The sequence below is a fragment of the Rhodopirellula maiorica SM1 genome, assembly GCF_000346295.1.
Classification (GTDB): Bacteria; Planctomycetota; Planctomycetia; order Pirellulales; family Pirellulaceae; genus Novipirellula; species Novipirellula maiorica.
In genome coordinates this window covers 1-5,421 of sequence record NZ_ANOG01000733.1, presented here as the reverse complement: position 1 = coordinate 5,421, position 5,421 = coordinate 1, and the positions used below count along the sequence as shown (strand labels likewise).

Here is a 5,421-nt window from a genome sequence, read left to right as displayed (position 1 = left end):
CCGAAATCACCGGTGATGCCGAGACGACAGACGACGCTTTGGTTGTCAGCGTGATCGACTGCACGATCCACGAGAGGGGCGCCTCGAAATGCACGCCTCGAAATGCACGCCTACGAAATGCACGCCTACGAAATGCACGCCTACGAAATGGACGGGGGCCCTAGCGGGTTTCGGTAGCCGGTTCTTGATCGTCGGGAGGTTCAGGCGGCTGGGCTGCGATCGCCGTCGGTTCTTCGGCAGTATCGTCGGCGGGACCTTCGATAAAATCAAGGAACGCACCACTGCTGTCAAAGACAGGCCACCCGTCCTGGAAACGTGTTTCCGCGGTGTAGTTGACCGGTGGTCGGGCAAAATTCTGGTGCGGAGAATCATTGTGCACCGCCCCACCAAATTTTAAGTACTTGCTTCCGGCCAATTTCGTGCGTTCCCGAATCGATCCACTTTGGAATGGACCGATGCCAAACACGTAGGTATCTCGGGCTGTGGCATTCGATTCACGGATGCCGGATTGCCAAACGACTTGGCGACTATCTCGCTCGTAAGCAAACGCGGCAATTTTTGCGGCGCCTTCGCGTGAATCGCGGCGTGCCAAAGAGAATTCGGGCATTGCCGGGAAACTGGGGGCATTGGGCAGCATTGAGGCGGCGGATGCCAATCCGTTGTTCTCGGGAATACCAAAGGTGACTCGGTGCTCATCGGCTCCGAGCGTCCCGATTCTCGCTTCGACGACGATGTCTGCATCTTTGTTGGTGTCTTGCAGCAGACAGCCTGCGGCCGCAATTTGCTGGCGTAGCGAGCTGGTGACATAGTCCGCGTTAACGAAGCCAACGTCCTTGGCCTGACGCAAGTAACTTGTGTCGAGATACACTTTTCGTCCCGACAATGGGCGAAAGTCGATCCCTGCAACGCTGCGGTCGATTGCCTTGCTTAGCACGAGTTGCTGAGTCGCCAGCTGTTCTTGGGTGGTTCCACACCCTGTCACAGCCGCCGCTAAGACCATCCACGCCAATCCATTGATGAATCGGCAATTCGCATGGGAAGGAAATAGACGCATCGATAACGACGATGAGGTAGGGAAATTGAAGGCGGGAGCATGCTGTATAACGTGTTCAGTGCTGCTTTTAGCGTGAATCGCTTCATGCGGGCAAGCTCAATCTTGATTCCGAAATGCTGGCAAATGACGCCACCACCGCCCGCTCGATCTTTCGTTGTAAGCCCTCCATCGCCAGTGACGTAATTACTGCATCCGGGAAACGTATTGCAGGTGCCCTTCGCGGTTCATCAGGAACTTGAGCTCGCCGTATCGAATTAACTGGCTGGTTTCAAACGAAGGTCCCGGTCGCAATCGGGGCGCTTCGAAGGGGAATAGAGGGCGAGCGGCATCGGGAATGCCAAAGGTGCGTAGCAGGTAGTCGGCGTCGACAAGACTCGAGTAAGTTAGCCGTCCATGGGGCGAGGCAAACCGAGGGCCACGTTTGCCGGCAGGCCCCTTGTCAATCGACACAATCGCGTCGGCAATGGGGAAATCCGGTTCCGAACTACGCATGACATCTGCGGGTCTTGGTTCGCTAGGAATCGACTTGAGTTTTTCAGCAACGCGGGGCGTCGTGGGATGCGAAAGCGGCTGCAAGCGTATCCAGCCCGCCTGCATTGACTTTTGCCCTTTGCTCCAACGGACAGATGATAAGTATCCCAGAAGCAATGAATCACCATCGCGTCGCAGAAAACAATCTCGTAGTAGGCGTCCTGCAATCTCCGGCGGTGAGGACATCATCCCCTGAAAACGGACGTGCCCGTCGGTCGGTTGCACTGGCGAATGAAGATGATTGGGGGCGATTGCGTCAAAATTGGCCTCAATCGCATGGGGACTTGAAAACTCAGGGGCATCGCTTTGGCGATCCGTCCATGAAAAATCACCGGTCCAAGATCGACCATAAGGTGAAAAAATCACGCAGCGTCCATCGTCGCGAAACGAAATCGCAAACGAGGCTGGTTGGGAAGATTGGCCCTCTGCTGACGCTTCAATCCAATCACCCATCACACGATCCGGTGCCATTCCCGCGGTTTGATATTGCGATTGAAAAATGCCAATGGCGGCGATCACGAACAACACTGCGATCGATCTCAGGGCTACTGGCGACCTCGGCCATTCTCGCACCAATGTCGCGCATCGCCCGATCCGTTTTCGCAGGCGAAGGGGGAATCGCTCGCGATCCGAGTTATTGTGATCTGAGTTGTCGTCCGCTGCATCGGTTTGGGAGACGGGCCATGTTTCGGCGGCGGCGTATGCACTGTCTGCAGGTGAGGTGTCGACCGCATCGGTGCTGCCGAGCGGTTGATTGTCAAATCGATGTTCGGGTGACCCGAAACGGACGTCACTGTGGTGCTGTGCCGATCTTGCGACCGTCTCAGGGACGACGGCGGCAGCAGAGGGCGACACGACCGACGCCGGCGTCCCGACAAAATGAGGCGACGCGAGGTCGGTTCGCCGCTGAATTTCTCCAGCGGAACCGAGCAATACCAGATCGCCCTTCAAACAGGCTCGCAAGACGTGAATGCGGTTCACCGGAATCCAGGTTTGCGTTACATCGCTTTGGATTTCGACGTCGGCCGCCAACATTCCGCGTGCGGCGAATCCGATCAATTCCCTGAGTTTGAAGGGGCCCTGCGCGGATCCGATCATGCCGCGAACATGATAACGAGGGACGACGGTACCTTCTGGATGCGGAAGTGCGATTCGTTTCTCTGAAAACAAACCGATTGCCATTGCGGGATGCCAAGGACCTGTGTCGGTGTCGCCGACCAACGAATGAGGACCGATGATCCCCGAAAGCGCTGCTTCGCGGAGCTCGACCCCGGTGAACGGACCCGCCGCAGAATGCTCGGTTTTGACAAAAAAGCCAGCCATGGTGCTTTATGAGCCCTTAGGTCTCCAAGGGACCCAATCGATCCTCGTGCTCCGCGACGTTGCTAAGATGAGGGTAGGGAAAGTGTCTGTGGTGTGCCCGTCACTTTGTGTCGAGGTGACCGAGCTCGTCTTTTTAGAACGCCGTGCGGTAGCGGGGGGTACCCAATTGATGGTCGGTAAGAGGAGGGAAAACAGGGAATCGGTCTCGAACTCTCAATGGGACTGGCGTCGTTTCCCGCATATCCACGGCTTTACCCTGGTCGAGCTGCTTGTTGTCATTGGCACAATCGGCGTGTTGTTAGGACTGCTATTGCCGGCGGTTCAAGCCTCGCGGGAATCAGCACGGCAAACCCAGTGTCTCAATCATCTGAAGCAGATCGGGTTGGCGGTCCAGAATTTTCACGCTCAGCGAAACGAATTGCCGCCGAGTCGAAATTACGATCACTACACAAGTTGGGCGTTTCTGCTGCTACCGCATTTAGAGCAGGCCGCTTTGTCGGACGAGTGGGACGATTCGCTCAAATATTACTACCAAAGCGACGCGGCGAGGCTGACGGCGATCGCTCCGTATTTTTGTCCCTCACGCCGCGATGCCAATATTCACAGCACGCGAGGGGACGATATTTTATCACCCTACGAAACCAGCGGTCATGTTCCGGGAATCGTCAGCGATTACGCTTGCTCGGCAGGGCACGGCCCCTCAGGAGTTTGGAATTGGATCTATTCCAACGGCGCTTTTATTATGGGGGAAGGAATCACTGATCCTGAAACGGTGCCCGACGGCAATTTCGCACCCCCCAACGCCAAGCTGGTCACGTGGAAAAGTCGCACTCGTTTCGCCAGTCTGACCGATGGAACAAGCCATACCATTATCGTCGGCGAAAAACATGTGCGTCCGTCGCGACAAGGGGTGGCTCCGGAGGACGGCGCGATCTACAACGGAGATCATCCGGCCAATTTTTCACGCTGCGGCGGCCCCGGTTATCCGCTGGCGCGTTTTCCGACTGACCGCTTTCAAACCAACTTTGGCAGCTACCATGTAGGCGGATGTAATTTTGTCTACGCCGATGGCAGTGTGCATGTGGTGAATGTCGATATCTCGACCGATCTGCTAGGACGGTTAACCCATCGAAACGATCATCAAGTCATCGATGCGTTCTAGAACGCGGTTACTCTTGCATCTTTTCTTCCGCTTTGGCGTCGTCGACCACTGCTTGAAAGCGTTCCAGTTGCAAGTGGTCCGAGGTCAAACCAAGATGCCCTACGGCGCGCGCGATTTCAGCCAGTGTTGAATAGCCAAGTTTGCGTCCGATCTCCGTCTTGTGTCGCTCGATTGTACGCGGACTGCGGTGCAGCATCTTGGCTACTTCGGGAACGCTCTTGCCGTGTCCCAGCAGAATGAAAATTTCAAGTTCACGATTACTCAACGCCGACAAACAGCCCAGGTCCACATACTGACTTGTCACCGTCTCGATGTCTTCGGCCGAATCGACCGGGGCGCGACGTGACAAGATCAGGGCGTATTGCGCCACACCGGGGTCGTCGCTAGAACCTGGAGAGCGAGGATCTGGGGAATTGTTAAGCGATGAATTGCGGGACGGATCGTCATCGTTCTCTTGTCCAGACGCGTGACTTTGCTCTGCCTCGCCACTTTGCATGGATTCGTCGCTTGGCTTGGATTCGTCGCTTGGCTTGGTCGCATCCATGCTTTTGAGCAGTTCACCACCGTCGCTGATCGGGTAAAACGTCGAAACCATCTGATGGCCGTTGTAGATATGTCTTGCCCGCAACGGCTTTCCGTTCTCGAGAACCTGTTCGATCCAACCCATACGTTCCCGCACAAATTCGGGGTGGAACAGGGCACTCAAGTGACGAAAGGTACCGGTCTTTGCAGGTGGCACACCAAACAGCGAACGAGCGGCTTCATTGCTATACGCCACCCGTCCGTCTCGCGTGACGATCGTCACGCCTAGCCCCACTTCCATGCGGAAGATGTCGGCCCAATTGATCGAGCTAAATGGACTGCTCATAAAGAATTCAATTCAACTCGTTGCTAACGGAGGCACGTTCACGCGAGCACGCGACCGACATTGCAAACGGGATCACACACGCCCGTTTCCATTACATCTATCTACAAATATTCTGCATTCACCGGAGGAAACTTTACACGATCAGCCGAGGTACCAAGTTAAGTCTAGCTTGCTTTCTCGGGGGGGAAGTACGCGGATTTCCGCAAAATTCGACAATTACTAGATCGCTGAATCAAGAACGTGGGCGAATCTACGTCTTCACGAAAAATGCGACTGCTTATGATTCGTCATCCTGACCTGAACAGGTCGACCAAGCTCCATCGCTGGGATTGCAGGCCGACGAACCCAGCTTCTCGATCGAATGCTAGATGATAAGAAACTTTGCTTTCAATGCACTAGGACTGAAGCGATTTCGCTCGCAAGAACCCAAAATCTTTCCAGCAAATGACGCTTTCCCAAGCGGTTACCTGCAGCGGTCTTATG

At 55.3% G+C, this 5,421-nt stretch carries 4 protein-coding genes; 1 reads left to right on the top strand and 3 read right to left on the bottom strand.

The annotated features are described in order from the left end of the window. Positions 1-160: 160 nt before the first annotated feature. Complete coding sequence (locus RMSM_RS23675; RefSeq protein ID WP_008702460.1) at positions 161-1,054, bottom strand: DUF6655 family protein; 894 nt, start codon at positions 1,052-1,054, stop codon at positions 161-163. A gap of 183 nt (positions 1,055-1,237) precedes the next feature. Next, a complete protein-coding gene (locus tag RMSM_RS23670) occupies positions 1,238-2,908 on the bottom strand; it encodes a hypothetical protein (protein ID WP_008702458.1) in 1,671 nt (556 codons plus the stop codon). 91 nt (positions 2,909-2,999) lie between these two features. Between RMSM_RS23670 and RMSM_RS23665 the strand changes: the two genes are divergently transcribed. Next, entirely contained in the window at positions 3,000-4,070 is a 1,071-nt protein-coding gene (locus tag RMSM_RS23665; RefSeq protein WP_236622280.1) for a DUF1559 family PulG-like putative transporter, read from the top strand. Between the two features lie 7 nt (positions 4,071-4,077). Here RMSM_RS23665 and RMSM_RS37265 read toward each other — a convergent pair whose 3' ends face one another. Next, positions 4,078-4,938 carry a PAS and helix-turn-helix domain-containing protein gene (locus RMSM_RS37265; RefSeq protein ID WP_008702455.1) on the bottom strand — a complete coding sequence of 287 codons (861 nt, stop codon included), beginning with the start codon at positions 4,936-4,938 and terminating at the stop codon, positions 4,078-4,080. Positions 4,939-5,421 lie beyond the last annotated feature (483 nt).

Bases quoted from the DNA above. Each gene is read 5' to 3' on its own strand.
- RMSM_RS37265 (WP_008702455.1), bottom strand. From the start codon at position 4,938: ATGAGCAGTCCATTTAGCTCGATCAATTGGGCCGACATCTTCCGCATG.
- RMSM_RS23675 (WP_008702460.1), bottom strand. From the start codon at position 1,054: ATGCGTCTATTTCCTTCCCATGCGAATTGCCGATTCATCAATGGATTG.
- RMSM_RS23670 (WP_008702458.1), bottom strand. From the start codon at position 2,908: ATGGCTGGCTTTTTTGTCAAAACCGAGCATTCTGCGGCGGGTCCGTTC.